Genomic DNA, 25,562 nt, shown 5'->3' with positions numbered 1-25,562 from the left:
GCAACGCTTTGCGGGTTCAACCCTTGATGCCCTGCTGGCCGGGCCGCCCCCCAAACCGCCTCATGGCCCGGTCAGCGCCCCATTCCCCAACGGAAGCGGCGAACCGGCGGACAGCACGAGGAGAACCCCCATGAACATGACCGACAGCACGCTCGAACGCGGCTATGACACCATCTCGAGCGACCGCGTCGATGGCACCGCGGTCTATGGCGCGGATCGCGAGAAGATCGGCACCGTCACCAACATGCTGATCAGCAAGCGCGAAGGGCGCGTCACCGACGTCATCGTCTCGGTCGGCGGCTTTCTGGGCATCGGCAGCGAACTGCACAGCCTGCCTTGGTCGAAGCTCAGCTATGACACCGATCTTGGCGGCTATCTGGTCAACGTGACCGCCGACCAGCTCAAGGACGCGCCGCGCTTTTCCGAAAGCGATCGTGACCGCGCCTATGACCGCGACTATCAGTCGAGCGTCTACAATTACTGGCAGGTCCAGCCTTACTGGTAAGGACGAAAGGGCCGGAGCAGCGATGCTCTGGCCCTTTTCTCATCCCGGCTTGCGCACGAACAGCTCTTCGTAGCGCTTGCGCAACGGCTCGGGGATCGGTTTGGGCCCGTTCTTGTCGGTCAGCACGAGCGTCGAGACGCAGGTCGCGACGCACACGCCCTGCTGAAAGGCGGCCGAATAGATGTCCCAGCTCGACGAGCCGATCCGCCCGATGCCGCTCATCACCTCGACCGGGTCGGGGAAATGCGCTTCGGCGACATAATCGATCGAGACCGCCGCGATCAGCCAGCGCTCGCCCGGCTGACGGCGTTCGAGCCCCAGATTGCGGTTGAACCGCACCCGGCCATTCTCGAACAGCGCCGCCATCGCGACATTGTTGATATGGCCGAGCGGGTCCAGATCCTGGAAGCGCGTTTCGGTGACCGTGCTGAACGGATAGCTCTCCGGATCGCGCTGCCAGGCTTCTGCTTTGGGCATTCGATGGTTCCTGGTCAGCTGCTCAGAGCGAACGGCCGATCAGTTCCTTCATGATCTCGTTGGTGCCGCCGAAGATGCGCGTCACGCGCGCACCGCGCCAGGCCCGGGCGATCGGATATTCGTTCATGTAACCGGCGCCGCCGTGCAGCTGGAGGCACTTGTCCATGATTTCCCACTGCAATTCGGTGTGCCACAGCTTGGCGGCCGCGCCCTCGACCGCGGTCAGTTCCTTCTTGGCGTGGCGGTTGAGCGCCCAGTCGAGATGCGCCCAGCCGACCTGCAGCTTGGTCTTGAGGTCCGCGAGCACGAAGCGGGTGTTCTGGAAATCGAACACCGTCTTGCCGAAGGCCTTGCGGTCCTTCACGAACGCGACGGTATCGTCATAGGCCTTCTGTGCCGAAGCCTGGGCCGAGACGGCGATCGACAGGCGCTCCTGCGGCAGCTCGCTCATCAGATAGATGAAGCCCTTGCCCTCTTCGCCGAGGCAGTTGGTCATCGGCACGCGCACGTCGTTGAAGAACAGCTCCGACGTGTCGGCAGCGTCCTGGCCGATCTTGTCGAGGTTGCGCCCGCGCGCAAAGCCCTCGCGATCGGCTTCGACCAGGATGATCGACACGCCCTTCCAGGCCGGCTGCACCTCGGTATCGGTCTTGGCGCAGACCAGGATCAGGTCGGCATTCTGGCCGTTGGTGATATAGGTCTTCGATCCGTTGATGACATAATGGTTGCCATCCTTGCGGGCGGTGGTGCGGATGCCTTGAAGGTCCGATCCCGTGCCCGGCTCGGTCATCGCGATCGCGGTGATGGTCTCACCCGAGACGAGGCGCGGCAGCCATTTCTGCTTCTGCTCTTCGGAACCGTACTGGACGAGATAGTTGACCACGATGTCCGACTGCAACGAGAAGCCGAGCGGCGATCCGCCGAAATACGCCGCTTCCTCGTTGACGATGGCATTATAGCCGAAGTCGAGGCCCAGGCCGCCATATTCTTCCGGAACGGTCGGGCACAGCATGCCGAGCTCGCCTGCCTTGGGCCAGATTTCACGTGGAACGATCTTTTCCTCGTCCCATTTCACCGCATTGGGCGCGACCTCTTCCTGCATGAAGCGGCGCACGGTCTGGCGGAAGGCCTCGTGATCGGCGGTATAGGCGGTGCGGGCAAGGGCATCGAGCGACATGGCTTCTCTCCGGTGAATTCTCGGCCGCGCGATTCATGCCGCGCGGCGGTGCACCAAGGTCTAGCGCTGCGTTGACGTAAACGTCAATCGCTATTTAATCGTTCGGTTAAAGCGGCGTCAGCTCTGCGCTCGCCCACGTGCCATTACCGCCAGCCGCGCCTGCTCGACCGATTCCGGCGCGACCTGACCATTGGCGGCGGTTGACCGCTCCGCCTCTAGGGCAAGGCCCTGTCCGAAGCTCATCGCATAGCCGTCGTCGATCAGCCTCTTGTAGGCGGCGAGCATGGCGGGATCGATATTCGCCATGTCGCGCGCCAGCGCGGTGGCGGCGGGGAGCAGCGCGTCCGGCTCGACCACGCGATTGACCAGCCCCCAGCGCTCGGCGGTGTCGGCATCGAGGAAATTGCCGGTGAACGACAGCTCCTTGGCGCGCGAGATGCCGATCATCCGCGAAAGCTTCTGCGACAGACCCCAGCCGGGCATGATGCCGACCCGGGCATGGGTATCGGCAAAGCGGGCATTGGTCGATGCGATCAGCACGTCGCAGGCGAGCGCGAGTTCGAAGCCGCCGGTAATCGCGACGCCGTTGATTGCGCCGATCACCGGCTTGGCGCATTGCTCGACCGCCTTGACCGGATTGTCGCGCGGGTCGGTGGCGTTGGCCGCGCCCAGCCCCTCGGTGCTCGCGCCCAGTTCCTTGAGGTCGAGCCCGGCGGTGAACGCGCGCTGCCCCGCCCCGGTCAGCACCACCGCGCGCACCGCATCGTCGCTCGCCACCGCCAGCATCGCCTCGGCCAGTTCGGCGCGCAGCGACTTGGACAGCGCATTCATCGCTTCGGGCCGGTTCAGCGTGACGATGGCGACACCTTTGGCAATGTCCGTGGTAACGAGCGGCATTTTCCCCTCCATTGTGAAGTCAATTATCGATCTTTTCTATCGTGGTGCCTGTGAACATGCAGTTTGAGCAGCCTGGCTCTCCGTGATAATTTTCGATTCGAGTGTTATTTCTTCCGACGGAGTAACGCATGGCTCATCGTCTGTTGGCCGCCACGGCCCTGGCATGGCTTTCCACTGCCGGGCTAGCGCAAACCCCCGCTCCCCTCAACCCTGCCGCCCCGGGCCCGCTGCAACGCGACGAGATCGTCGTGGTCGGCGTGAAGCTCAAGGATCTGAAGGCCGAGGTCGAGCGCTGCGAAGCCGGCGGCTGCAGCGTGCGCGAGGATGTCGTCGCCACCGTCCGCTATGCCGAAGCCGAGTTCCGCGAAGGCAATTATCACGATGCGCGCACAGCGCTGGGTAAGGCGGTGTCGCGCACCAAGAGCAGGGCGGACAGCGATCCCTTTGCCGTCGCCGAATTGCACACCGCGCGCGCAACCGTCGCCTGGCATTTCGGCGACCAGCGCGAGGCGCTGCGCGCCACGGCCGCGACGTCGCGGCTGCTCGATCGTCATGCGCCGGATTCCGTCAACGCGCTGATGGCGCGGATGCGGTTGATCCAGGCGCAGTTTCAGCTCGATGGCCCATCGACGAACATCGCGCAGATCAAGTGGCTGGCCGAACGGGCAAAAGCCGCCGACCAGCCGTTGGTCGCGATGCGCGCGGACATCAGCCGGGCGACCATGCTCCATCGCATCAACCGCCGCGAAGAAGCCAGGGCGCTGCTCGCCAGCATCAAGGCGAACGACCATCCCAGGGGGGCGGGTTTGCGGCTGGCCGCAGAGATCACGGAAATGCGGCTTGCGCTGCGGGACGGCGACACGGAAGCTGTCGACCGGCTGATCGCAAGACTGTCCGACGAGCAAAAGAGCATCGGCCCCTTGCTGGTCTGGTCACCCGAGATGCCGGCTCCGGACGGCAGCACATCTGCGCCCGACAATGCCCGGCTGTTGCAAGTGCAGGGCTATTCCTCCGATCTGATGCACCTGCGCTGGGTCGATATCGGCTATCAGATCGGACCCGATGGCCGGGTGGAGGACGTACAGATCCTGCGCGGATCGCCGCGTGCGATCTGGGCAAGGCCCCTGGTCGAGGTGATTGCGCAACGGCGCTACACGCCTGCAGTCGATACCGACGACCTTGCCGGGCGCTATCGCGTCGAGCGATACACGCTCACCGCGGATTTCATCACGCCCACAGGCTCGCTGATCCGCCGGCGTGCGGGCACGCCCCGGTTCGAGCGGATCGACCTTACCGCCGCCCCACCGCAACCGGCCTTGGCCCCCGCCGGGCCAGGCTGAGTTTCGCCTCGCTGTACCAAGGCCGACGCACAGGTTGATTGGGGTAGTGACCCATATTTCCCGTCATTTTGAAGTTTATTATCGGTCGTTTCTATCGGCTATTGTCAGATTATTTGCCTAGGGCCGTCGGGAGGTCCGTGATACTCTCCGATTCGGGTGTTGTTTCTTACGACGGAGTAACGCATGGCCTATCGTCTGTTCGCCGCCACCGCGCTGGCATGGCTGTCCACTGCCGGGCTGGCGCAAGCCCCCGTCCCCCTGAACCCGACGCCCCAGGTTCCAGGCCCGCTGAAGCGCGACGAGATCGTCGTGATCGGGGCCAGACTGGCGGATCTGAAGGCGGATGTCGCGCGCTGCGAGGCGGGCGGCTGCGGCGTGCGCGAGGATGTCATCGCCACCGTCCGCTATGCCGAAGCCGAGTTCCGCGAAGGCAATTATCACGATGCCCGCAAGGCGCTGGGCAGGGCGGTGTCGCGCACCAAGCAACAGGCCGATAGCGATCCCTTTGCCGTCGCCGAACTGCACACCGCGCGCGCGACCGTCGCCTGGCATTTCGGCGATCAGCGCGAAGCGCTGCGCGCCACGGGGGCGCAGACGCGGCTGCTCGATCGCCATGCACCGGAATCGCCCAACGCGCTGATGGCGCGGCTGCGCCTGATCCAGGCGCAATATCAGCTGGATGGCCCATCGGTGAACATCCGCGAACTGGATAACCTGTCGCAGCGGGCAGAAGCTGCGAACCAGCCGCTGATCGCGATGCGCGCCGATCTGGGGCGCGCGGCGATGTTGTATCGGGTCAATCAGCGCCAGGAAGCAATGGCATTGCTGGCGAAGATTGAAGCCAGCGACCTGCCGAATGCGGTGGCCCTGCGGACGGCGGCGCAAATTCTGGCGATGCGGCTCGACGCCAGTTCGGGCGACCCCGCAGCAATCGAAGCCTTGATTGCCAAGCTCAGCGAAGAGCAGAAGCGTCATGGCCCGATGCTGGTCTGGGCCCCACCCAGGCCCACTCCGTACGGACCCGGCAATGCGCCACCGATCGAAAGGGATGCGCCCTCGTCAGGCAGTTCTTCAGAGGTCTTTCCAATCTACTGGGTGGATGTCGGCTTCTCGATCGGAGCCGATGGTCACGTCGAGTCGGCCGAAATCCTGCGAGGATCGGAATTGACGGGATGGGCCAAACCGATCGTCAAGGCGATTGCGCAGCGGCGTTACACGCCTGCGGTCGAGCCGGATGATCTTGCGGGGCGCTATCGCGTGGAACGTTACACGCTGACGGCGGATTTCGTTGTTCCCGGTCGCTCGCTGATCCGCCGTCGTGCGGGGCTGAAACGCTTCGAGCAGATCGACCTCACCGTCGCGCCGCCGCAACCGGCCAGCGCCCCGACCGTGCCGAGCTAGAGCCCTTTCCGACCAATCTGGGTCACCGTGATTGCCGCAGGAGGCGTCTCGGCAAGGAGCGTTGCGCGGGGCGGGCTGGTGGCCCGTCCAAGCAAGGCGACGCCGTCCGTGGGGCCTCCTGCGGCAACCCCGAAGGGGCGGGCCCCTTTTGGCCGATTGCTGCGTCTCTCGTCGGTCACTATGCATCAGCATGGCTCCCTCCTCGATCCTTGCAGTCGGCCAAAATCGGCTCCGTCCCGGTGATCCAGATTGGTCGGAAAGGGCTCTACGTTTCCCCTTGCCGCGCCGGGGCTTGCCTCGGCGCGGGCCTTTCGACACATTGTCCCTGCCGGGGGGTCGCGCCAAAGGCAGGAGGGCATGCCCATGTCCCGCGCTCAGCGCTTTCTGGAACGCTTCCGCGCTGCGGACGATGCGCATAATCCGCTCGACATGCTGCACGAGGATAGCGAAGGCTTTGGCGCGGTGCTTGCCGAAGCGCCCGAGGCGTTGGCCAAAGCGCTGATGTACGATGCCGATCGCGCGCCTGCGGGCCCCGCCTTCGTCAATCCGCGCGCCTATGCCTCGGCCGCCTGCGACGCCGACGGCGCGATCGTGATCGCCGACCCGGCCTTTGCCGCTTGGGCCGCGCCGCTCAACCGCGGCCGGGCAGAGCTCGGCGCGCTGAGGGCAGGGCGCGCGAGCGTGTCGTACCTGCTCGAGGACCGGGGCAAGTTCATCGCGGTGGCCGCCGCCCCGCTCGCCGCCGCGCGCCACTGGCCGCTGGCAGCCGAGGTGCGCCGCGCGCTCGAACGCGGCGAGGCCTGCTATGCGCTGGTCGCGCATCTGCCGCCGACGCTGCAACCGCGCGGGCTGGCGACAGCGGCGCGGCTGTTCGGCTTTTCCGCGCGCGAGGTCAGCATGGCCGAAGCCTTGGTGCGCGGCGGCGATGTGCGCGAGGCGGCGCGGATGGAGGGCATCGGCTATGAGACCGGGCGCGATGCGATCAAGTCCGCGATGGCCAAGGCGGGCTGCCACCGCCAAGGCGAGTTCGTTGCGCTGTGCCTGCAGATCGAGAGCGGCGAGCAGCCAGGCGATCTCGCGATCGAGCCGGTGCTGCGCGACATCTTCGGGCTGTCCGAACGCCAGGCACGCATCGCCGACACGATCGCGCGCGGGCTGACGCGCGAGGAATGCGCGCTGCGGCTGGGGCTGTCGGTCAACATCGTCAAGTCGGAACTGAAGGCGATCTTCGCGCAGTGCGAGCTGCAATCCGTGGTGCAGCTGACCACGCTGGTCGGGCATATCCAGGCAGTGGCGGCCCTCGCCGAGGCGACCGATATCGACCTGTCGGTGGCAACGCGCGGCGCCGAACCGCTGCGGCTGCTACCGCGCCGCGACCGGCCGGGGCGCATCGCCTTTGCCGATCACGGGCCGCGCGACGGCATCCCGCTCATCTGCCTGCACACCGCAACCACCGGGCGGCACCTGCCTGCAAAGGCGATCGCCGCGCTGCAGGCCGGCGGCGTCCGCCCGATCACGCTCGACCGACCCGGCTTCGGCCTCACCTCGATGATCGAGGGCGATTATCTCGACCACAACATGCGCGACATCCTGGAGATCCTCGATGCGCTGGGGATCGCCCGGACGTGCATTCTTGCGCGCGGCGGCACGATGGTGCTGGCGCATTTCGCGGTGCAGCATGCCGACCGGTTCGACCGTGCAGTGGTGCTCAACCCCGAGCCGCCGCCGCTGGCCGACGGTCGGCTCGGCGGGTTGCAGGGCCATGTCAAGCGGCTGGTCTATTCGCGCCCCGGGCTGGTCGCGCCGCTCGCCACGCACCTGTCGCGCCGCGCCTCGGCACGCACGGTCGAGCGGCTGGTGCTGCAGGTGGTCGGCGGATCGGAAGCGGACCGCGCCACGCTGGCCGATCGCGATATCCTCGCCGCCTATGTCCGTTCGACCCAGCAGAGCGCGATGCAGGGCGGGGCGGGCTTCCTCGCCATCGCGCGCTGCGAACCGCATGATACGGTGCGCCCGCTCGCTGATGGCAGCCGTATCACGATCCTGTGTGGGGCCGAGGACACGATGTACGCCGCATCCGATTCCGTGCCCTATTGGCAGGGGCTCTGGCCGGGTTCGCGCGCCGCGATCGTGCCCGGCACCGGGCGCATGCTGCTGTTCCAGCGGCCCGACCTGGTCGCGGCCGCGCTGCGCGGCGAGGACGATGGCTGAAGCGCCATGCTGCGCAACATTTCGTAGCGTCAAGGCTTGCCCAACGCTTGCGGTCACGTCTATGCAAGACCCAGCGGGGCGTCATCAAACCATCGGGCCGGGCAAGCGGCAGAACACATTTCGATCAACCAGCGGACGCGGCCCATGCGTTCGCCAGACAAGGGCCTGTCGATGAGCGATAAGAGCAACGTCCAGTTCACCGAGCGCGAGGCGCTGCACTTCCATTCGGCGGGGCGTCCCGGCAAGATCGAGATCATCGCCTCGAAGCCGATGGCGACGCAGCGCGACCTGAGCCTCGCCTATTCGCCGGGCGTGGCCGTGCCGGTGCGCGCGATCGCCGAGGACCCGGCGACCGCCTATGACTATACCGCCAAGGGCAATCTGGTGGCCGTCATCTCGAACGGTACCGCGATCCTGGGTCTGGGCAATCTCGGTGCGCTTGCCTCCAAGCCGGTGATGGAAGGCAAGGCGGTGCTGTTCAAGCGCTTCGCCGATGTGGACTCGATCGATATCGAGGTGAATACCGAGGATGTCGACCGCTTTATCGAATGCGTCGAGCTGCTCGAACCCAGCTTCGGCGGGATCAACCTCGAGGATATCGGGGCGCCGGCCTGTTTCATCATCGAACAGGCGCTGAAGGAGCGGATGAACATCCCGGTCATGCACGATGACCAGCATGGCACCGCGATCATCTCCGCCGCTGGCCTGCTCAACGCCTGCTATCTGACCGGGCGCGAGCTCAAGGACGTGAAGATGGTGGTCAACGGCGCGGGCGCTGCAGCGATCGCGTGCACCGAGCTGATCAAGGCGATGGGCGTACCGCACGACAACGTGCTGATGTGCGACCGTTCGGGCGTGATCTATCAGGGCCGCGACGATCTGGACCAGTGGAAGTCGGCGCATGCCGCCAAGACCGACCGGCGCACGCTCGAAGAGGCGCTCGACGGGGCAGACATCTTCCTCGGGCTTTCGGCCGCCGGGGCATTGAAGCCCGACATGGTGATGAAGATGGCACCGCAGCCGATCATCTTCGCCATGGCCAATCCCGATCCCGAAATCACCCCGCCCGATGCCAAGGCGGCGCGGCCCGATGCGATCATCGCCACCGGCCGGTCGGATTATCCGAACCAGGTCAACAACGTGCTCGGCTTCCCGTTCATCTTCCGCGGCGCGCTCGACGTGCGCGCGACGGCGATCAACGAGGAGATGAAGATCGCCGCCGCCAAGGCGATTGCCGAACTCGCGCGCGAGCAGGTGCCCGAAGAGGTGGCGGCGGCCTATGGCGGCGCGACGCAGAAATTCGGCGTCGATTACATCATTCCCGCCCCGTTCGATCCGCGCCTGATGGAGCGGGTTTCGGCGGCAGTGGCGCAGGCGGCGATGGACACCGGCGTCGCGCAGAAGCGCATCGAGGACATGGCGGCCTATCGCCATTCGCTCAAGTCGAGGCTCAACCCGACCACCGCGGTGCTGACCCAGGTGTACAGCGATGCGCGTGCCAATCCCAAGCGCGTCGTCTTTGCCGAGGCGGAAGAAGAGGTGGTGCTGCGCGCTGCCATCCAGTTCCGCGATGGCGGCTATGGCACGCCGGTGCTGGTCGGCCGCGAGCAGCGCGTGCGCGACAAGCTGAAGGAACTGGCGGTCGACGATCCGATGGCGTTCGAGGTGCACAACAGCACCAACTCGCCGCTGGTGCCGCACATGGTCGACGTGCTCTACGAACGGCTGCAGCGGCGCGGCTATCTGAAGCGCGACGTCAAGCGCATGGTCAATCAGGACCGCAACATCTTCGGTTCGGCGCTGCTCCATCTGGGCGAGGCCGATGCGATGCTGACCGGCATCACCCGCACTTTCGGCCAGTCGATGCGCGAAATCCGCCGCGTGCTCGATCCCAAGCCGGGCCAGACGCCGTTCGGCATCCATGTCATGGTCGGCAAGAGCCATACCGTGTTCCTGGCCGATACCACGGTCAACGAACGCCCCGATGCCGAGGAACTGGCGTGCATCGCGGAAAATACCGCGCATGTCGCCCGGCGGCTGGGGCACGAGCCGCGCGTCGCGTTCCTGTCCTATTCGAATTTCGGCAATCCCTCGGGACGCTGGCTCGACAATATCCGCGATGCGGTGAGCATTCTCGACCAGCGCGGGGTCGCGTTCGAATATGAAGGCGAGATGTCGCCCGATGTCGCGCTCAACCCGAAGCTGATGGCCAATTATCCGTTCTGCCGCCTGTCGGCACCGGCCAATGTGCTGATCATGCCCGGGCTGCAATCGGCCAATCTCTCGGCCAAGCTGCTGCGCGAACTGGGTGGCGATGCGATGATCGGCCCGATGCTGATCGGCATGGAAAAGCCGGTGCAGATCGCCTCGATGTCCTCGACCGCGGGCGATCTGCTCACGCTGGCGCTGCTCGCCTCGGCGGGCGTGGTCGGCTGACCTTGTCCGATCAGGCTGCCGGTGCGGCGGCGAGCGTTCGCCGCACCAAAGCCACCAGATCGTCGGGCGCGAACGGCTTGGTGATCAGCACATTGTACGGGCAGCTGTCGATCGCGCCGCCGGCATAGCCGGTCATCAGCACGATCGGGATTTCGGGCCAGGACTGGTGCACTTCTGCGGCGAGCGCCTTGCCGTCGAGCCGCGGCATGGTGATGTCGCTCAGCAGCAGATCGGGGCGCTCCTCGGCGGCGCGCATCATATCGAGCGCGGCCTGACCGTCCTCGGCCTCGACAACGCGGAAACCGGCTTCCTGCAGCACGTCGCTGACATGCGCGCGCAATGCCGCATTGTCTTCGGCGAGAAGGATCGTGCAGCCCGCGCGACACATCGCCTCGGCATCGCCGGTGCCATCGCGGCCGGGCAGGTCGTCGAACGCATCTGCCGTGACCGGCAGCCACAGGCTCAACGTCGTGCCTTCGCCGGGCGCGGTCTTCAGCGTGACGAACCCGCCCGATTGCGCGACAAAGCCCTGCACCTGGCTGAGGCCGAGCCCGGTGCCCTTGCCGATCTCCTTGGTGGTGAAGAACGGCTCGAAGATATGCGCGGCGATATCGGCCGGAATGCCCGATCCGGTATCGTTGACGCAGAAGCGGACATAGCGGCCCGGCGGCGCGTCGTGCCCGTCGGCCATGTCCTCCTCGTTGCGCAGCGCGTTGGCGGCGTGGATGGTGATCGTGCCCGGTTGGTCCATGGCATCGCGCGCGTTGACCACGAGGTTCAGCAGCGCGTTTTCCAGCTGGCTGGCATCGACGGTGATCGGCCACAGGCTGTCGGGGCAGTCGACCGCGAGCTCGTGGCGTTCGTCGAGCGCCTGGGCTGCGAGCGGTTCGAGATCGCGGATGAGTTCGGTCGGCTTGATCAGCGTCGGGGTGAGCGACTGGCGCCGGGCATAGGCGAGCAGGCGCTGGGTCAGGTTGGCGGCGCGGCTCGCCCCGTCGCGCGCGTTGGCTATGGCGGCCTCGGCGCGGTCGACCTGGCCTGTGGCGATGCGCTTCTGCGCGATATCGAGATTGCCCGAGATGATGGTGAGCAGATTGTTGAAATCATGCGCGATGCCGCCGGTCAGCTGGCCGATCGATTCCATCCGCTGCACCTGCGCCAGCTGCGCCTCGGCGGCGCGGGCGCGGGTAATGTCGCGCGCGATGCCGAAGATCAGCTCGCCCTCGCGCGCCAGGCTCCAGCTGGCATAGATCTGCTGGCCGTCGCGCCCGCGCATCTCGCGCTCGAGCTGGACGTCGGTCTGGCCGCTGGCAAGCTGGACCACTTCGGCCTCGTCGGGTCTGGCGAAATAGTCGCGGATATGCCCCTTGCCGTCGCCGGGAACCGGGCCGAATGCCTTTTCCCAGGCCGGATTGCCCGCCACCAGCAGCCCGTCGGTGGTGGTGATGAGCATCATGTCGAGCGACGAGTCCCACAACCGGTCGCGCTGATCGGCGGCAAGGTCGGCAGCGAGCTGCTGATGGATCAGCTGCTTGCGCAGCTCGAGCAGCGCCGCGACCTGACGCGCAAGCGCGGCGAGCTGCTCGGTACCCTCGAACGCCTCACGCGGCCGGCTGTCGGACAGGCAGATCGTGCCCAGCGCAAAGCCATCGCCGTTGATGATCGGGGCGCCGGCATAGAAGCGGATATGCGGATGGCCGGTGACCAGCGGGTTGTCGGCGAAGCGCGGATCGGCCAGCGCATCGGGCACCACCATCACCTCGCTCTGGCGGATGGCATGGTCGCAAAAGGCGATCGAGCGCGGCGTTTCGGTCACGTCGAGCCCCTGCGACGCCTTGAACCATTGCCGATCCTGCTCGACGATCGAGATGAACGCGGTTTCGGTGCCGCCCAGCGACCGGGCCAGCCCGACCAGATCGGCATAAAGGCCGTTATCGGGATCGTCGGGGGTCAATTGATAGGCGCGCAGCGCGGCCAGCCGCGCGGCATCATCGTCATTGCGGAAATTCGCCTGGCTGAGGTTGAGCAGCATCGACCCGTCCATAGACGCGCGAGGCATGCCGCGCATCAGGTTTTGCGCAATATAGGCCCGGATGCGCCAAGCGCCAGACGAAGCCGAGCATTTCTTCCACCCCGCCGTCCCGTTGCGGGGTTAACGCAGGCACGCGAGGGTGCTAGAGGCGCTGCGACCCCATCAACAGAAAGTCTGCGACCCATGAAGACCCGTGCCGCCGTTGCCTTTGAAGCGAAGAAGCCGCTGGAAATCGTCGAGCTCGACCTGGAAGGTCCCAAGGCGGGCGAGGTTCTGGTCGAGATCATGGCGACGGGCATCTGCCATACCGATGCCTATACGCTCGACGGATTCGACAGCGAGGGAATCTTCCCCAGCGTGCTCGGCCATGAAGGCGCCGGGATCGTGCGCGAGGTCGGCGCGGGCGTGACGTCGGTCAAGCCGGGCGATCATGTCATCCCCTTGTACACCCCTGAATGCCGCCAGTGCAAAAGCTGCCTTTCGGGCAAGACCAACCTGTGCACCGCGATCCGCGCGACCCAGGGCAAGGGGCTGATGCCCGACGGTACCACCCGGTTCAGCTACAAGGGCCAGCCGATCTACCATTACATGGGCTGCTCGACCTTCTCGAACTTCACCGTGCTGCCCGAGATCGCGGTCGCCAAAATTCGCGAGGACGCGCCGTTCCAGACCAGCTGCTATATCGGCTGCGGTGTCACCACCGGGGTCGGCGCGGTGATCAACACCGCCAAGGTCCAGGTCGGCGACAATGTCGTGGTGTTCGGCCTGGGCGGCATCGGCCTCAACGTCATTCAGGGTGCGCGGCTGGCGGGTGCGGACAGGATCATCGGTGTCGATATCAATCCCGATCGCGAGGAATGGGGCCGCAAGTTCGGCATGACCGCGTTCCTCAACTCCAAGGGCATGAGCCGCGAGGATGTCGTCGCGAAAATCGTCGAGATGACCGATGGCGGCGCGGACTATACCTTCGACGCGACGGGCAATACCGACGTCATGCGCACCGCGCTCGAGGCCTGCCATCGCGGCTGGGGCACCTCGATCATCATCGGCGTGGCCGAAGCGGGCAAGGAGATCGCGACGCGGCCGTTCCAGCTGGTGACCGGGCGCAACTGGCGCGGCACCGCGTTCGGCGGCGCCAAAGGCCGCACCGACGTGCCCAAGATCGTCGACATGTACATGCAGGGCAAGATCGAGATCGACCCGATGATCACGCATGTCATGGGTCTGGAAGAGATCAACACCGCGTTCGACCTGATGCACGCGGGCAAGTCGATCCGCTCCGTGGTGGTGTTCTGATGCCGGTCGCGGTGGAAACCGTCTCCTCGGCCAAGAGCTTCGGCGGCGAACAGGCGGTGCTGCGCCATGCCTCGGAGGTCACCGGCACCGACATGACCTTCTCGGTCTTCGTGCCCGATCATGAAGAGGGCGCGAAGCTGCCGGTGGTCTGGTATCTTTCGGGCCTCACCTGCACCCACGCCAATGTCACCGAAAAGGGCGATTTCCGCCGCGCGTGCGCCGAGCTTGGCCTGATCTTCGTCGCGCCTGATACCAGCCCGAGGGGCGAGGGCGTCGCGGATGACCCAGAAGGTGCGTACGATTTCGGCCTGGGGGCAGGCTTCTACGTCGATGCGACCGAGGACCCGTTTGCGCAGCACTACAGGATGTGGAGCTATGTCACCGAGGAACTGTCCGAGATCATCGGCGACTGCTTCCCGGCGGACCTCACGCGCCAGTCGATCATGGGCCATTCGATGGGTGGCCATGGCGCGCTGACCATCGGGCTGACGCATGCCGAGCGGTTTCGTGCGGTCTCGGCCTTTGCGCCGATCGTCGCGCCCTCGCAGGTGCCCTGGGGCGTCAAGGCGCTGACCGGCTATCTGGGCGAGGACCGCGCCGCGTGGCGCAAGCACGATGCGGTCGCGCTGATCGAGGATGGCGCGCGCGTGCCCGCGCTGCTGGTCGATCAGGGCGATGCCGACAGCTTCCTGGCCGAACAGCTCAAGCCGCAGCTGCTCGCGGAGGCTTGCGACAAGGCGGGCATTGACCTGACGCTGCGGATGCAGCCGGGCTATGACCACAGCTATTATTTCATCTCCACCTTCATGGAGGATCACCTGCGCTGGCACGCCGCGCGGTTGAAGGGCTGAGCGACGCCGGTCAGGGCTGAATGGTGACGCTCGCCGTGCCGCTCGCCCAGACCGGCAGGTACAGCCCGGCCCCGGCCGCCTGAAGCTGGCCGGTCTTCGCGCGCTTGACCCTGGCGTGGATGATCAGGTCGCCGGTGCGCTTGGTCTCGATCGCCGCATCGATCTTGCCGAGCAGTTCGGCATAGTCGCGCTCGAAATTCTGCGCGAGCATCTCTGCCACCATCGGCGCGACGCCGGGCGCGTTGATCATGTCGAGGATCAGGTCGCCGCCGGTCATGTCGGTGGTGCCGGTGACCTCGAAATCCTCGAAGCCGACGCGCCGCGAATCCTCGGCATTGACCGGCTTGCCCGTCATCCAGACAGTGCCCGTCGTCGGCGTCTTGCTGCCGCGTTCATGCGCGCTGAAGGTGAGCCCCACGGCGATCTTCCCGCCGCTGGTCCCATAGATGGTTGCCGCCTTGAAGGTCGCGTCGACCGGGTTCAGCCCCGGCACCACGAACGGCCGGCGCGCGCGCTTCTGCAACGCTTCGAGCAGCACCGGCTGCAACTCGCGATAGTCGCCGAATACGGGGAGGAAGAAGGCCAGCTCGCCGGTGTCAGCCTCGAGCTTCTGCATCGGCGGCAGCGCGATCGGCCTGCGCGGACGGGGCTTCTTGCCGACATAGGTTTCGGTGAGCGCGCGCATGCCGAGCTTCAGCCTGAGCCTGCCCTGCACGATCTCGTACCCGCCATATTGCAGCTCGCGCGGGGTGATGCGCATCCACACCTCGGGGTTGCGCTCGTTGAGCACCACCGAGGTAAAGGCCGAGGCCCAGGCCTTCTCGATCTGGCGGCGCAGCTCGAGCCTGCCCAGCTCGCCGGGCAGCTCGCGTTCGAGCCTGGCGATGATCGGCGCGAGTTCGCGCTCGGCTTCCCGGGTGAAGCGGATCTTCTGGCCGAGGAACTCGATATGCGGCTCGGAGGTCCACGAATAGCTGAGGTCGAGCGTGCCGCGCGGGGTCCAGTCGCGGGCGATGACCATGCGGATATCGGCATGCACCATCGCGCGCGCGGTCGCGGTCTCGCGCTTCAGGATGCCGGCGATATCCTCTGCGCGCACCACCGCGGTGATCGGGATCGACAGACGGATGCGCTGGCCCGACCCCGCGACGGAGATTGCTCCCCGCGTGACTTCCCCGACGATGCGGCACTTGATCTTGGGTGTCTTGACCTTGGCGATGCCGAGATCGACCTTCTCGCTGGCGACGCAGACCTGGTCCTTCTCGTCGATGCTCCACAGGCGGCGCGGCACCTGCCGCTCCATCGCGCGCGCGAGATTGCCGAGATCGGCCTCGACCGGCACCGAAACGAGCGACGCCTGGGGCGGCACCGTGATCGCATCATCGGTGCGTGGCGGGCGCCCTTCGTCGCGCCAGCCGCCGCAGCCGACCAGCAGCACCAGCCCGGCAAATGCGAGCGCGCAGGCGGCGATGCGCATCAGCTGCTCGCCACGACCATGCCGTCGATGCGCAGCGTCGGCACGTTGACGCCGTAGCGGAACTCGAGATCGTCCGCCGGGATCAGTGCTGCGAACATGTCCTTCAGGTTCCCCGCGATGGTGATCTCGCTGATCGGTTCGGCGAGCTGGCCGTCGCGAATGATGAAGCCGCTCGCGCCCCGGCTATAGTCGCCGGTGACGCCGTTGACGCCCATGCCGATCAGCTGGGTGACATAGAGCCCCAGCCTGATGTCCGCCATCAGCGCCTCGGGGCTCTGCCCACCCGCTTCCATGTGCACGTTGCTGGAGCCGGTCGAAGGCGCGCCGCTCACGCCGCGCGCCGCATGGCCGGTGGGCGCTTCGCCCAGCTGGCGGGCCGATGCGCTGTCCATCATCCAGCCGCTCAGCACGCCATGATCGATGATCCGCCAGGGCGCGGTGGGCAGGCCCTCGCCATCGAAGGCGCGCGAACGCTGTCCGCGCCGCCGGTGCGGATCGTCGACGATCGACACACTTGAATCGAATACCGGCTGGCCGCGCCGATCGAGCAGGAAGCTGGTCTTGCGCGCGATCGCGCTTCCCGAGATCGCGCCCAGCAATGGCCCGAGCAGCGATCCGCCCGCGCGGCGATCATAGACGACCGGCATCGGTCCGCTCTCGATCTTTCCCGTGCCCAGCCGCCCGACCGCGCGTTCGCCGGCGCGGCGGCCGACATCTTCGGCTGATTCGAGATCGGCGAGGAAGCGCGTGCTGTGCGAGGCGGAGTCGCGCTCCATCTGCCCGTCGCGCGCGGCGAGCACGCTCGCGGCAACGCCATAGCGGCTGCCACCATAGCTGCCGCAAAAGCCGTGGCTGGTGGCGAGCGCCATCACCGAGCGCACCGCGCTGGCGGACCCGCCCTCGCTGTTGGTGACGCCGGGCACCGCGCGTGCGGCCTCCTCGCAGGCGAGCGCGAGTCCGCGCAAGAGCGCCGGGTCGGGATCGCCGCCGTCATCGAGTTCGAGATCGGGCAGGGGCGCGCGCATCAGTCGGTCTTCGGGAGCGAGGCCCGCATAGGCATCTTCGGGCGCAAGCCGTGCCATCGCCACCGCGCGCTCGGCCAGCGTCGCAAGGCCCTGGGGGCTGACGTCCGCGCCCGAAACGCTCGCCGACTGTTTCCCGTGAAACACACGCAGGCCGATCGAAGCGCTTTCGGAGCGCTGAACGTCCTCGAGCGCGCCGAGCCGCATCTGCACATCGGTGGAAGCATCGCAGGCGAACACCGCATCGGCGGCGGTCGCACCAGCGGCCATGGCGCGGGAAACAAGGTCTTGCGCCAGGTCTCTGGCTTGATTGGGGGTCTGCATCAGCGCGATGTAGGGCGCGGGCAGGCCAGGGTCAATCGAGCCTGCCGCGTCAGATCAGCGACTGCAGGCCCTTGAAAAGAGCAACGAAACCGAAGGGAAAGCCGATGGCGAACAGCCAGATGCCCAGGCGATCGCCGCGATAGGTAGAAAGCAGGGCGTCGTCGGAAGCGCCGCTGCGCGCGAGCCGCTGCCAGCGCTTTTCCATGCGGCGGCACAGCGGGATGACGATCCCGACCAGCGCCACCAGGCCCATATACGGCAGGATCGACGCGCCTTCGCCCCGGATCGCCTGCATCACCACGAAAATCTGCAGGCCGGTATACATCAGCAGCGCATAAGCGACCTGGTTGCTGATCCGCTTTTCCCACACGCTTTCGGGTGCGACCGGCTTGACGATATCGGCATTGAAGCGTGCGGCCTCGAACCGCTTTTCGAGTGCATTGGGCATATGCGTTCCCCTGCCTTGCCAATGCAGGCCCCACCCCTGCATTTACGGGGAGTGTGTCATTGACGTGACAGCTTGGCAAGGGGCGTTAACCGCATGCCTCAGGCGGTGATTCCCTCGGCTTTCCGCAGCTCCTTGCGGTCGAGCTTGCCGATCAGCGTCTTGGGCAGCGAGTCGCGGATATCGACCGCGATCACGCGTTCGTGCTTGCCCAGCTGCGGGTTGAGCCAGGCCATCAGTGCAGCGCCGTCGGCTTGGGCATCCTCCTGCAGCGCCACGAACGCCTTGGGGCTCTCGCCGCGATAGGGATCGGGCACGCCGATCACCAGCGCCTCCTTCACCGCAGGGTGACGATAGAGGATTTCCTCGATCTGGCTCGGAAAGACCTTGAAGCCGCCCACCGCGATCATGTCCTTGATGCGGTCGACGATGCGGATATAGCCGTCCTCGTCGATCTGCCCGACATCGCCGGTGCGCAGGAATCCGCCGATGAACACCTCGGCATCGGCATCGGGGCGGTTCCAGTAGCCGCGCATCACCTGGGGTCCGGCAAAGATGATCTCGCCCGGCTCGCCGGGGGCCACATCCTTGGTCGGGTCTTCCTTGTCGACCAGACGAACCAGCGTGCCGGGCAGCGGCTGGCCGATGGTGCCGGGCTTGTTCAGCCCCTCATAGGGATTGGTCGAAACGACGCCGCTGCTCTCGGTCAGGCCATAGCCCTCGACGACATTGGCACCCGTGACCTCCTCGAACCGGGCCTTCACCTCGGCGGCGAGCGGCGCGCCGCCCGAAATGCAGGCGCGAAGCGATGCGAACCGGGTGTTGGCAATTTCCGGATTGTCGAGCAGCGCCTGGTACATGGTCGGAACGCCGGGCAGCGCGGTCACCTGGGTGCGCGTGATCGCCTTGAGCGCCGCTTCCGCCTCGAAGCGCGGCAGCATCACGATCTCGCCGCCGTTGAGCACGGTGCGGTTGAGCACGCAGGTGTTGGCGAAGACGTGGAAGAAGGGCAGAACGCCCAGGATGCGGTCATGCTCGCTGTCGTTGCGCGGGTCGATCGCATTGACCTGGCGCGCATTGGCCGAGAGGTTCTGGTGGCTAAGCATCGCGCCCTTGGGCGTGCCGGTGGTGCCGCCGGTATATTGGAACAGCGCGATGTCGCGCTCCGCATCGATCGGCACCGGCGTGTAGCGGCCGTCATTGGCGATCAGCTTCGAAAAGCGCGTGATCCGCGGATCGTTCGGGAGCGCGCTGGTCTCCTTGCCCTTGAACATCCGGAACAGCAGCGACTTGACCGGCGAAAGCCCGCCCGCGACCGATCCCACCACCAGCCGTTCGAGCCCCGACTTGTCGAGCACCTTGAGCGCGGTGGGCAGCAAGGCGGTGGCCGACAGCGTGAACAGGATCGTCGTGCCGCTGTCCTCGACCTGATGCGCCAGCTCGTCGACGGTGTAGAGCGGCGAGAAATTGACCACGGTCGCCCCGGCCGCCATCGCGCCATAATAGGCCGCGACATAATGCGGCACGTTGGGCAGGAACAGGCCAACGCGGTCGCCCTTGCCGATGCCCAGCGCCTGTAGCCCCTTGGCCACCCTGGCGACACCGCTGGCGACCTCGTCATAGCCGTATTTGCGACCCATGAAGTCGAGCAGCGGCGCCGATCCCTTGCGCTCAGCCGACGCGAAGAACATCTGCGGAAGCGATAGCGGCGCAAAGGTCTGATCCCAGGCGCAGGGATGGTTGTAATGCGTCTTCCAGATCGGCTCTGCACCATCGGCAGCGGCGGAAAGGGCGGGCGAAGCGGAGGCGGGAGCGTCAGTCATTGACATCACTGTAAATAAGCGACGCGCACCGCACAAGCCGCTTGCCATTCAACCGGTCGATAGCGCCCGATAGATTGCGTCAATCACCAACCTGCCGCTTGCATCGCGGCGCGGCTTTGCTAGGCGCGTTGCCCATGACCGCGTACAAACCCGGAGACCCCGTATCGGTGCGGCGGCTTTATGGCCGTCAGCAGAACCACAAGCTGCGCCTAGGCCAGGCCGAGCTGGTCGAGAAGCTGCTGCCGCAGATCAGCGTGCCGGAAGACGGCGAGATCACCTCGCGCCGGCTGTTCGGCGACGATCGCCCGCTGCATTTCGAGATCGGCTTCGGCGCGGGCGAGCACATGGCCTATCGCGCCGATATGCTGCCCGATCACGGTTTCATCGGAGCGGAACCGTTTCTCAACGGCGTGGTCGGCGCGTTGCAGCATGTGCGCGAGCAGCATCTGTTCAACGTCCGGCTGCACATGGGCAATGCCATCGACGTGCTCGAGCGCGTGCCCGACGGCGCACTGAGCTTCGTCTATCTGCTGCACCCCGATCCCTGGCCCAAGGCGCGCCATGCCAAGCGGCGGATGATGAACAAGGGGCCGGTCGACCTGATTGCGTCCAAGCTGAAACCCGGCGGCGAATTCCGCTTCGGCACCGATCACCCCATCTATGTCGCGCATGCGATGATGGTGATGAACGATCACCCCGCGTTCGACTGGCTGTGCGAGCGGCCGAAGGATTTTCTCACCCGCCCCGGCGGCTGGCCCGAGACGCGCTACGAGGCCAAGGCCCGCGTGCAGGGGCACGAGGTCTGGTACTTTAGGTATCGTCGAATTTGAGCGTAGCCTAGAGTACGAAAAGTCTGTTTTTCCAAGAGTTTAGGTCGCCTAAGGTTTTCGCTCATTGGCGGTGATTTCCGCTTCGGTGATTGCTCGGTGATTGCTGGGTGATTGCTGAGCGAGAGCCAGGAGAACCCGGATGGCCAGTGGAAAAATTACAAAGCGGTCAATTGACGCTGCGATCGCTGCGCACTTTGTGGGCTTCGTTTGGGACGATGGGATCAAGGGATTTGGTGCCAAATTCTCCAGAAGCGGAGCCGTCGTGTATGTTCTCCAGTTCAGGATGGGCGGTAGGGAGGCGAGCACGCGCCGATACACAATCGGCAGTCACGGTTCACCGTGGACGCCGACGACGGCAAGAGAAGAAGCCCAGCGGCTCTTGATTCTGATCGCGCAGGGCACCGATCCAGCAGAAGCCGACCGACAACGTCGGCGCGAAGCGGTAGATCTCGCTTTTGCCAATTATGCTGCGAAGTTTGAGCAATCGCTGGTGAAACAAAAATGGCGAAATCTCGTCAGTCGGTCGCTCAAGCTCCACGTCATACCTGTCCTCGGAAAAAAACCTCTGCCGAAGATCAAGCGGCATGACATCGTTGTCGTCTTTGATCGCATGCCGCCTGCACAAATCGCGAATCGACGCAATGTTTTCGCCGTTTTGCGCAGATTGTTCCGTTGGGCGGTGAGCAGGGGAGATCTGGACCGCAGCCCTATGGATGGCATGGAGACACCGCCAGCTGTGAAGCCACGGGACCGCTGGTTATCCGATAGTGAGCTCGGTAGGATTTGGCGGCAATCCTATCATGTCCATCGATGCTTTGGTCCCATAATCAGACTGCTCATCGCAACAGGCCAGCGTCGCGAGGAAGTCGCCTCAATGTCATGGGAAGAGCTCGATCAAGATGAGCATGTCTGGACCATTCCAAGCAATCGGTCGAAGAATGGCGAGCCCAACATAGTCCCATTGAACGCGCTAGCGGCTGAGGTGCTCGATGATCTGGCAGATGGAGGGGCATGGCCCCTACATGGAAGGGTTTTTGCGACATCATCAGGCAAGGGCTTTACAGGGTACCATAAGGGCAAATCCAAGCTTGATAGCCTTATTGCGACTGACGGTGGTGAGCCTATGCCTGCCTGGCGTCTGCACGATTTGCGCCGCACGCTTGCTACAGGCTTCCAAAGACTAGGGGTGCGCTTCGAAGTCACCGAGGCAATACTGAACCATGTGGGCGGTGCTCGAGCCGGAGTCGCCGGTATTTACCAGCGGCATGATTGGAAGCCAGAAAAACGCGAAGCGATGAGTTTGTGGAATGAGCATGTTGCGCGCGCGATAAGGCAAGGAGCATAAATACCTGGGCAGGTTGGAATTCTTCTGGTTCCCGAGCTATAAATTCAAGTTACAGGAATTGCACCGGCGCCGTGATATTCGTGAAAGTGCTTTTGATGCTTGTCTGGAACATTATTACTATCGTTGGGCTCCCTACATCCATTGTCGCGCCCATAGTTCGAGCGAGATCAACGCACCGATTGTGGGATGATCGTCCTTCCAGAGTAGGTGCTCGGTCGTCAGCCAGCTATCAAGCAACCCGGGCGCTATGACGCCTGCGCTTGCCAGAGCACCATCCATGAGCAATGGGCGAAGCTCCGGCAAATGCGCGTTGATAACGCGGTTGTAAAATCCAGACGCCTCACCTTTGCCCCTTCTGGCCCGAACCTGCTGCGGTAGCAATTTGCCGAACAGGTCCCGTGCTAATCCACGCTCGCGTCGATCGGGCACAAGTTCCCAAGTCGGTATGCCCAAGCACGCTTCGACAATCGGTTGGGAGAGCAGAGGGTGAACAAGCCGGCGATTGGCCGCTGTGCGGGTTGCCCTGTGAAACAGCTGGCAATGAGTGAGCATGGCGATCTGCAATCTCTTCCCCGCGGGCAGATGCTGACTTTCAGCATTCCAAGGGTGCAAGAGTCTTTCGCCGTCCCACACGTGCCTTCCAATAGGACCTCCGATGGCAGCAGGTATCTCTCTCTGCTCGAATGATGCAGCGGAACTCAATGCGCTCCGAAGGACAGTCCATAGTGATGTGTTGGTCGCTAGGGCTATGCTGGATGCGATCCTGAAGAACCTTTGGGTGAGTCCCTCGGACTGGAAATAATCAGCTGCAATGGCGGCGACTTGCGGCTGGAAGAAAATGGCATCTCCCCCCTGTCCGCTGAATATGCGCGTCGCCCCGAATGTGTCGGCTAAATCTGACGATAGGCGGTCGGCCAGCACGTCCAACCCGTATACGGCCGGCTCCACGGTGGGGGTTGCAGCTAGCAACTCGAGGTAGTTGAGCTGCTCGGGTGTTACGCGGGTTTCCACAAGGCCAAAGTTCCACTTCCTAGCGACGCTTCGAGCATAGGCACGTTCGTCACCGCCCGGAGACTCGGGAATGATTGTGAGTCCCTGGATGAATGGCGATTTCGGATCGTTCGCCAGGAGGCCAGCCACAATCGAAGAGTCGAGGCCGCCCGAGAGTTCAATAGTCACCCGGGAGTGACCATCCAGCCAACGCGAGACACACTCCGCGGCAAGTTTGGGAAGTTGTTCTGCTTCCTCTATCCTGCTGGCGGCGCAGAAGCGTTCGGGAGACCAGATTGTTGTTGATGCGATCCGGCTGTCCGAGCATGTCCCCAACATGCCCGGCTGAACAATCTCAATCTCGTTCAGCGCGCAGAACGATGCCGACATTTCTGTTTGGCGTATCAACTGGGCCACCCGTTCCCAGTTGATGCTGGGGCGACGGCCGATCGCTGCGATGATCTCGGATGATAGGCAATCCGTCACGATGCTGATGGCGCCAACACGCCAGGTGTAAAGCCTTTGGCCACCAGAGGGCTCGCGGTACCAGGCGCAGCCCCCAGAATGACGGTCGATGCAAAAGAGAGTGTATCTACCCCAGAGGCTTTCGCTGACCGTTACAGCCGCAGCTTTGGGTCGATCACCCTCGAGCGACTGCACGGTCTCCTCCAGGGTTTTATGCTTCCTGGGAAACGCTTCGCCAAGCAATGCGACGCCTTGATCTGGAGATATGAGGAGGGGCAACGCTTTCTCGGCAAGCAATGTAGCTTGCGGGCTGTGCATCACGGGACGCATGTCCGCACATTTGCCTTGTAGACGAAGGGTTGCAGCTCTTTTTTCTTCAAGCGCTTGGCAGCCTGCGTTCATTGCGACGATCGCACAGAACGAGGCCTGCTCAGAAGCGGGCAATGACAGTGTACCAGCAGACATGATCGACACTGTCGTTGAGCACGCGCGAGTTCCATTCCACCCAGCAATGGGCTTCGAAAGGATGCGTTCGAACGCCGAATACCAGCTCAGAAGGAATACGTAGCAGACGCAGGAAGTGAAGTAGAAGCAGCGATTGGACGAGGCATCTGCCGGTTCGAGGTATGAAAATCCGCAAACTCTCGAACCATCGGACAATACCTGCCATGCGCTCGGGCGAAAATTCGGATCGGTTGCCACAGCTGAATGCTTGGCTAGCCAGGGCTTTGGTCGAGCGATAGTAGGAAGCGAGGGTCAAGAGCACCGCCAGTGCAAACGCCAGCAGCATCCACCCCTTGTAGAGGCTGTTGGAGCGTGCTGGCTCGGGCAATGGCAGAACGTGGATCGAGTCGGCCTGTTCCCAAGGTTCAGCTGCCATCTGAACCAACCGGTTTTCCAGCAGCTCCTGCAAGATCGGATCGGCAGGGTCATGGTCCTTGCCCTCCAATGCGGCAAAAACGGGTCCCGCATGGCAGCTGGATAGTGCCAGATAATCATCCTGCCGCAGGTCGAGCAGGACGAGGTCCCCCGCGACATCGGCAATTCGGACATGGTCAGATGGTCTGATGGGCATGATCGAGAAGCGGGGCGGCGAGGCCGCCACCCCGTTCCAAGGTCAATTGTAGGAGAGGATCGGCAGGAATTCTTCCTGCTGGCCAGCCGTGACGATGGCCTTGGTATCGCGCCGGATGCTTCCGAGACGGATCAGCTTGGGTTGAGTGACATTCATCATTTCAGCCTCCTTTGTTGAAATGCCGCGTTTGCGACAATGTCATTGAAGGCTGCATGCTTGATCTACTCAAATCATATTCAGAATATATTCTCGCGCGCTGACATCGATGCGCTTGCCGACGCCGCGATATCCATCGTCGATCGCATTCGGCGGCGATAGAAGCGCGCAACATTCAAGACGCACTGTCGCTGGTCACAGCTGGCCAGCCAATGCACAAACTCGCCTTGCTCGCGATCTACCTCGCCGAACATGGCTTTTTCCACTGCTGCAAACGGAGCCAGCCGATCATCGACATTGGCTGCAACCAAGCAGAGCGCAGAGTTCGCGGTCAGCGATGCGATCGTCACCAGGAGTTCGCCGGCGCATCCGCACGGAAGCTCTGCACCCGTACCGTAGCGTTGCCTGTCGAGCGATGGCAGATTGATCGATCGCATTGCAGACACCGCCAGCATGGACGCTAGTGAGTACAGATCACGAAGGTCGACTGGATCAACGGGCGGTACAAAATACCCCATGGCGCGGCGATCAATCAGCAAGCCTTGACCTGCCAGTCTCGACAGCGCTTCGCGGACTGGAGTAGCGCTAATGCCCAACACAGAGACAACATCTCCTGCCTGGACCCTGGATCCAGGCATGTAGTCCCCGTTTCGTAGGCGATAATGTAGAAACGCGTAAGCCTGCTCAAACGCAGGCGGCTTGGACAGGGCCATAGTGATCTCCCTTGCTTGGACTGGAATGTCCATTGTGGCATGAGCGAATCACAAGTCTCTGTCTTGATCAGGCAAGCAGCCGTAGTAGGCACATCATCCAAAATTGCGGTATGGAATATTCCTTGTTCTGCCGATATTTACCCTCGAATTTACGTTTTTTCGAGATAAGTTGCGATTTTAGAACCAAATTATGGCGGAATATTTCAAACTTTGAAATTAACACGCTCTCGGCTATCATTAGCGCTTTACATCGTGGTCCTAATTTCCTTCGGGT

Annotated in this window: 20 protein-coding genes; 9 read left to right on the top strand and 11 right to left on the bottom strand. The window is 64.1% G+C overall.

Going from position 1 to position 25,562, the window contains the following annotated elements:
- Nucleotides 1–130 precede the first annotated feature (130 nt).
- Complete coding sequence (locus tag FG486_RS06515; protein ID WP_066282082.1) at nucleotides 131–505, top strand: PRC-barrel domain-containing protein; 375 nt, start codon at nucleotides 131–133, stop codon at nucleotides 503–505.
- Nucleotides 506–544: 39 nt separating this feature from the next.
- Here the strand turns inward: FG486_RS06515 and FG486_RS06510 are convergent, their stop codons facing one another.
- The 3 genes from FG486_RS06510 to FG486_RS06500 form a co-directional block, all read right to left on the bottom strand.
- Nucleotides 545–982 (bottom strand): acyl-CoA thioesterase, encoded by a 438-nt coding sequence (locus FG486_RS06510; protein WP_066282080.1) that lies wholly within the window; start codon nucleotides 980–982, stop codon nucleotides 545–547.
- A 22-nt stretch (nucleotides 983–1,004) separates the two neighbouring features.
- Entirely contained in the window at nucleotides 1,005–2,159 is a 1,155-nt protein-coding gene (locus FG486_RS06505; protein ID WP_060978987.1) for an acyl-CoA dehydrogenase family protein, read from the bottom strand.
- 117 nt (nucleotides 2,160–2,276) lie between these two features.
- A complete protein-coding gene (locus FG486_RS06500) occupies nucleotides 2,277–3,056 on the bottom strand; it encodes an enoyl-CoA hydratase (protein WP_241695642.1) in 780 nt (259 codons plus the stop codon).
- Between the two features lie 128 nt (nucleotides 3,057–3,184).
- Here FG486_RS06500 and FG486_RS06495 point away from each other — a divergent pair, with 128 nt between their 5' ends.
- From FG486_RS06495 to FG486_RS06480, 4 genes are all read left to right on the top strand, one after another.
- Nucleotides 3,185–4,396: an energy transducer TonB gene (locus tag FG486_RS06495; RefSeq protein WP_181266978.1), complete on the top strand. Its 1,212-nt coding sequence runs from the start codon at nucleotides 3,185–3,187 to the stop codon at nucleotides 4,394–4,396.
- A gap of 183 nt (nucleotides 4,397–4,579) precedes the next feature.
- Entirely contained in the window at nucleotides 4,580–5,797 is a 1,218-nt protein-coding gene (locus FG486_RS06490) for a hypothetical protein (RefSeq protein WP_181266977.1), read from the top strand.
- Between the two features lie 363 nt (nucleotides 5,798–6,160).
- Entirely contained in the window at nucleotides 6,161–8,008 is a 1,848-nt protein-coding gene (locus FG486_RS06485) for an alpha/beta hydrolase (protein ID WP_181266976.1), read from the top strand.
- A gap of 171 nt (nucleotides 8,009–8,179) precedes the next feature.
- The gene (locus tag FG486_RS06480) at nucleotides 8,180–10,444 is read left to right on the top strand and encodes an NADP-dependent malic enzyme (RefSeq protein ID WP_066282135.1); all 2,265 of its coding nucleotides are present in this window, start codon (nucleotides 8,180–8,182) and stop codon (nucleotides 10,442–10,444) included.
- 10 nt (nucleotides 10,445–10,454) lie between these two features.
- Here FG486_RS06480 and FG486_RS06475 read toward each other — a convergent pair whose 3' ends face one another.
- Nucleotides 10,455–12,503, bottom strand: a complete 2,049-nt coding sequence (locus tag FG486_RS06475) for a GAF domain-containing hybrid sensor histidine kinase/response regulator (protein ID WP_181266975.1) — start codon at nucleotides 12,501–12,503, stop codon at nucleotides 10,455–10,457.
- A 156-nt stretch (nucleotides 12,504–12,659) separates the two neighbouring features.
- Here FG486_RS06475 and FG486_RS06470 point away from each other — a divergent pair, with 156 nt between their 5' ends.
- Nucleotides 12,660–13,772, top strand: coding sequence for an S-(hydroxymethyl)glutathione dehydrogenase/class III alcohol dehydrogenase (locus FG486_RS06470; RefSeq protein ID WP_116969658.1), 1,113 nt, complete (start codon nucleotides 12,660–12,662; stop codon nucleotides 13,770–13,772).
- Nucleotides 13,773–13,783: 11 nt separating this feature from the next.
- Nucleotides 13,784–14,623, top strand: a complete 840-nt coding sequence (gene fghA, locus FG486_RS06465; protein ID WP_338401618.1) for an S-formylglutathione hydrolase — start codon at nucleotides 13,784–13,786, stop codon at nucleotides 14,621–14,623.
- Between the two features lie 10 nt (nucleotides 14,624–14,633).
- On the opposite strand, the gene FG486_RS06460 is transcribed toward fghA, so the two are convergent.
- The 4 genes from FG486_RS06460 to FG486_RS06445 all read right to left on the bottom strand — a co-directional run bounded on the left by FG486_RS06460 (nucleotide 14,634) and on the right by FG486_RS06445 (nucleotide 19,714).
- Nucleotides 14,634–16,100 (bottom strand): DUF4403 family protein, encoded by a 1,467-nt coding sequence (locus FG486_RS06460; protein WP_181266973.1) that lies wholly within the window; start codon nucleotides 16,098–16,100, stop codon nucleotides 14,634–14,636.
- A complete protein-coding gene (locus tag FG486_RS06455; protein WP_181266972.1) occupies nucleotides 16,100–17,446 on the bottom strand; it encodes a TldD/PmbA family protein in 1,347 nt (448 codons plus the stop codon). The genes FG486_RS06460 and FG486_RS06455 overlap by 1 nt, the downstream gene beginning before the upstream one ends.
- A gap of 49 nt (nucleotides 17,447–17,495) precedes the next feature.
- The gene (locus FG486_RS06450; protein WP_181266971.1) at nucleotides 17,496–17,894 is read right to left on the bottom strand and encodes a hypothetical protein; all 399 of its coding nucleotides are present in this window, start codon (nucleotides 17,892–17,894) and stop codon (nucleotides 17,496–17,498) included.
- Nucleotides 17,895–17,992: 98 nt separating this feature from the next.
- On the bottom strand, nucleotides 17,993–19,714 hold the full coding sequence (locus tag FG486_RS06445; protein WP_181266970.1) for a long-chain-fatty-acid--CoA ligase: 1,722 nt from the start codon (nucleotides 19,712–19,714) through the stop codon (nucleotides 17,993–17,995).
- A gap of 134 nt (nucleotides 19,715–19,848) precedes the next feature.
- On the opposite strand from FG486_RS06445, the gene trmB reads away from it, so the two are divergent.
- A complete protein-coding gene (gene trmB / locus FG486_RS06440; RefSeq protein WP_181266969.1) occupies nucleotides 19,849–20,544 on the top strand; it encodes a tRNA (guanine(46)-N(7))-methyltransferase TrmB in 696 nt (231 codons plus the stop codon).
- A gap of 139 nt (nucleotides 20,545–20,683) precedes the next feature.
- On the top strand, nucleotides 20,684–21,889 hold the full coding sequence (locus FG486_RS06435) for a tyrosine-type recombinase/integrase (RefSeq protein ID WP_181266968.1): 1,206 nt from the start codon (nucleotides 20,684–20,686) through the stop codon (nucleotides 21,887–21,889).
- A gap of 132 nt (nucleotides 21,890–22,021) precedes the next feature.
- On the opposite strand, the gene FG486_RS06430 is transcribed toward FG486_RS06435, so the two are convergent.
- From FG486_RS06430 to FG486_RS06420, 3 genes are all read right to left on the bottom strand, one after another.
- Complete coding sequence (locus tag FG486_RS06430; protein WP_181266967.1) at nucleotides 22,022–23,809, bottom strand: asparagine synthase-related protein; 1,788 nt, start codon at nucleotides 23,807–23,809, stop codon at nucleotides 22,022–22,024.
- Nucleotides 23,775–24,449: a lasso peptide biosynthesis B2 protein gene (locus FG486_RS18350; protein WP_137775619.1), complete on the bottom strand. Its 675-nt coding sequence runs from the start codon at nucleotides 24,447–24,449 to the stop codon at nucleotides 23,775–23,777. The genes FG486_RS06430 and FG486_RS18350 overlap by 35 nt, the downstream gene beginning before the upstream one ends.
- A gap of 206 nt (nucleotides 24,450–24,655) precedes the next feature.
- Complete coding sequence (locus tag FG486_RS06420) at nucleotides 24,656–25,288, bottom strand: GntR family transcriptional regulator (RefSeq protein WP_181266966.1); 633 nt, start codon at nucleotides 25,286–25,288, stop codon at nucleotides 24,656–24,658.
- Nucleotides 25,289–25,562 lie beyond the last annotated feature (274 nt).

Source organism: Blastomonas ursincola (genome assembly GCF_013607875.1).
In the GTDB taxonomy this organism is placed as follows: domain Bacteria; phylum Pseudomonadota; class Alphaproteobacteria; order Sphingomonadales; family Sphingomonadaceae; genus Blastomonas; species Blastomonas ursincola.
The sequence above is the reverse complement of the archived record's forward strand: the minus strand, read 5'-3'. Positions and strand labels throughout refer to the sequence as shown.